We start from the raw sequence: 3103 nt of genomic DNA, 5'->3' as shown, positions 1-3103 counted from the left end.
ATACACATTCCTGCAAGAGCGACCGGTCGATCAGAGCGAGTTGGGATTCCCGTTCCGGAAAAGTCGAGGCGATCTCGTGCTTCGCTGCGCCTAGCAGTAGCAGCGGCTGGGTTGCGGTCCAGATCCCGGAGCGCAATCGATCGGCTGATCCGGATCCGCCGACAACATCTGTCACGGCTCGGCCGACGGCATCCGCGTTCGCGTAGAGTACCAGATGCCGCTGGTCATGCATTAAGGCGGCCGTCGAATGTGCTTGCCTGGGCGGCACAACAAGGAATTGGCGAGGAGCGCAAGCCGTCGACCACCTCTTCTCCTCATCGCAAACCTTCATGATTCCCTTTTCGGGAATGAGGAACATGAAATCAACGTGGAGATGCGGGGCCGTCGCGTAGTTTTGTTCGCTGTTATAAGCGGTAAAAACGTCTGCCATCATCGCCTCCACGGTGTGTGGCCACCCCTTGTCTCTCCGGTCGCAAGCACGCAGACGCATGCCAAGGCTGCGACAGCCATTGCGCGAGCAACTGCGCGGGGCTGATCGACTTAATCGGGTCGCTCAACCTAATGCAACGTTATTTTTGAGCTTCGATGGATACTGACATGCGCTTGCGAAATCGCAAAGCCCCCCATCCAAGCCTTGAATCCACGAGCACGCCATTGAGCTCGGGCTATCGACTGTTCGCGCGCCCGTAGACCGCTCGCTGCGGCGTCTTAGCCGGGCGTGTGCAAGCTCAGAGAGTATCGTGGCGAGGGCGTTCTATGCGAAGTTTCTTCGAGTCGGCTTCCGCCTCAAACTTGCCCCCCGCGGCCGCTTGCGGCTCCGTCGTCGTGCGGCGCAGTGCCCCATTGCTCGAGCGCTTCGGCAAGACCTGCCGCACTTCCGACGGAGCTAACCCAAGCGACATATCCGTCCGGGCGGATCAGCAATGCGCCCACGCTCGCGCCTGGCATTTGCCGAGGAAGATAGCGCACCCGGTGATTGCCAGCCACAACATCGCGTATGGCATAGCTGTTGGCCAAGTCGAGCAACAGGAAGCGACCATCCGGCATATGCTCGCTCACCACGGATCTGAGTTCACTCGGGATGAAGCGGCCAACCTGCGGCTGTGCGGCATCGGGCGCGTAATCGATGTTCACGTTGCTGACCAACGCCGAGAAATAGTCGTGCGCTTCCGGGATCGCCATCACGTCACCCATGATCTCACGCAGCGCCTCGACTTGTGGGCCTGGCCGCATCAACGCCACCTGCGCACGAGTGCTGCGCAGTACCTTGGCGACAATCGGATGCCGCTCGGCATTATAGGTGTCGAGCAGGCTCTCAGGCGCGCGGCCTGTTACGACCGAGGCGAGTTTCCAACCTAGGTTTGACGCATCCTGGAGGCCCATATTGACGCCCTGTCCGCCGATCGGCGAATGGACGTGGGCCGCGTCGCCGGCAACCATGATGCGTCCGCGTCGATAGTTATCGACCTGCCTCGTGTTGTCGCTGAATCGGGTGCCGCCGTCCATCGTATTGATGGTTGCCTTAACACCGGCGGCGCGCAGCATCGAGCCCTCGAGCTCTTCGATCGTCACCGGCGCGTTGCGGTCGACTGGGCCAGTGCCATCGAACTCTACGATGGTGACCTCACCAGGCACCATCAGGCTGTTCATGAGTCCGTTTGGCCCCCGGCCGACGGCGGTGAACGAACTCGAATCCGCGAATTCGACAGAGGCGACCCGCCCGGTGTAGGTGGCCGGGGTACCGATAAAGTCGAACCCAGCACTTTTGCGGACCGTGCTGCGGCCACCGTCGCATCCGACGATGTAGCGCGCACTGATGGACCGCCCGTCGGCGAGATCAGCGACCGCGTGCGAGCCCTCGTCGCGCACGCCAATCACATGCACGCTGGTTTCCAATGGCACACCAAGGCCACCGATCCAGTCGGCAAGCACTTGCTCCAGCATGTGCTGTTTCATCGAATAGCAGCGATCGCTGTTCTCGCCGTCGGCCTTCAGAGGGAACATGCCGAAATGCCCGCCGGTCTTGCCTTCACGCATCAACTGAATAAAGTTTAGGATTTGGTCCGCGCCGGGTGGCAGACGATCGATCGATTTTTCGGCCCAGGCAGCCGCTACTGTTTCGGACCAAGTCATCGCCGCATCCGCCAGCGCCGGTGCGAGCCCGCGCAAAGTAAGGATTTGAGCGCTGCGTCCGCTGATTCCGCGCTCGCCCCAGCTCCCCGATTTGCTTCTCGCCCCTTGGGTCGCCTCCACCAGCAGCGGATTGGCGCCGCCGACACGCAGTTCGCCGGCCAAGAACATACCCACTGGGCCGGCACCTACGATTAGAACGTCGATCATATGTTCTCCAATAGCTGCTTACAGCACTTCAATTTTTTGGACACGGTAGCGCGCCACGTCGCATCACCATCCCGCTTCACCGCAGACATGCCGATCTCGTCGCTCGACCTTCTTCAAACGCAAAGAAACCTTCTGCTTTTATGACGGCGGCGCGGATGGGCAGCCGTCGGCCTTGGATTCGACATCCATCCGACCTCAGTGCCGCCGTCGCGGCAGACTGCATAGTCGGACGCTCATATGAGCTTGGCTATGGACGCGCATCGCTGACAAACCCACATTAGCGATCCGTCGAATAGTGCCATCGGAACACTCCGCCAGATTGTGTCGCGGTCCCGCCATCCTTATCGAACATCGGGAAGCTAAGAGGTTAAGCGGTGTTCATCGCTAAAAACGTCAGCGCTGCAAGCTTCTCGACTGAATTAAGGAAGCGCCTTGGTGTCAGCCCGGAGCAGGTTCGCAGCTGTTAAGTGCATAGATGGTCCGCTTTGCGCGGCGAATTGGACCGATCTCTGCAATACATTCGGCGAACTTCTCATCCGGAGTCTGATAGAGCACGGGTGATACTGACCAACCGCAACAGCGTGACGAAGCCACGGTCCATGGCTTTCTGCTTGACGTCGGCGCGCAATGTATCGCGTTTGAATTTCAGCAACAGCAGACCGATCGGCTCAACGATCGTGATCACCAGCCCGACCTTTTGTCGCGCCGTCCCTCTGTCAGATCGATTTTGGTAGCAAGTTTCCAGCTTGGCCAGCTATCAGCG

The 3103-nt window shown here is 59.8% G+C and carries 3 protein-coding genes; all 3 read right to left on the bottom strand.

All coding sequences use genetic code 11. The features are described 5' to 3' along the window. A partial coding sequence (locus ACIQ2A_RS25805; RefSeq protein ID WP_398484911.1) for a hypothetical protein occupies positions 1 to 430 on the bottom strand: 430 nt, incomplete at its 3' end. 356 nt (positions 431 to 786) lie between these two features. Then, on the bottom strand, positions 787 to 2340 hold the full coding sequence (locus ACIQ2A_RS25800; protein ID WP_398484909.1) for an FAD-dependent monooxygenase: 1554 nt from the start codon (positions 2338 to 2340) through the stop codon (positions 787 to 789). Positions 2341 to 2872: 532 nt separating this feature from the next. Beyond that, positions 2873 to 3025 (bottom strand): hypothetical protein, encoded by a 153-nt coding sequence (locus ACIQ2A_RS25795; RefSeq protein WP_398484907.1) that lies wholly within the window; start codon positions 3023 to 3025, stop codon positions 2873 to 2875. Positions 3026 to 3103: the final 78 nt, after the last annotated feature.

This window comes from Tardiphaga sp. (assembly GCF_044336785.1).
Lineage (GTDB): Bacteria > Pseudomonadota > Alphaproteobacteria > Rhizobiales > Xanthobacteraceae > Tardiphaga.
Note: the sequence above shows the minus strand (reverse complement) of the source record. Positions and strands in the feature narration are given on the sequence as shown.

Coding starts and splice junctions, on each gene's coding strand:
- ACIQ2A_RS25800 (WP_398484909.1), bottom strand. CDS start 2,340: ATGATCGACGTTCTAATCGTAGGTGCCGGCCCAGTGGGTATGTTCTTG.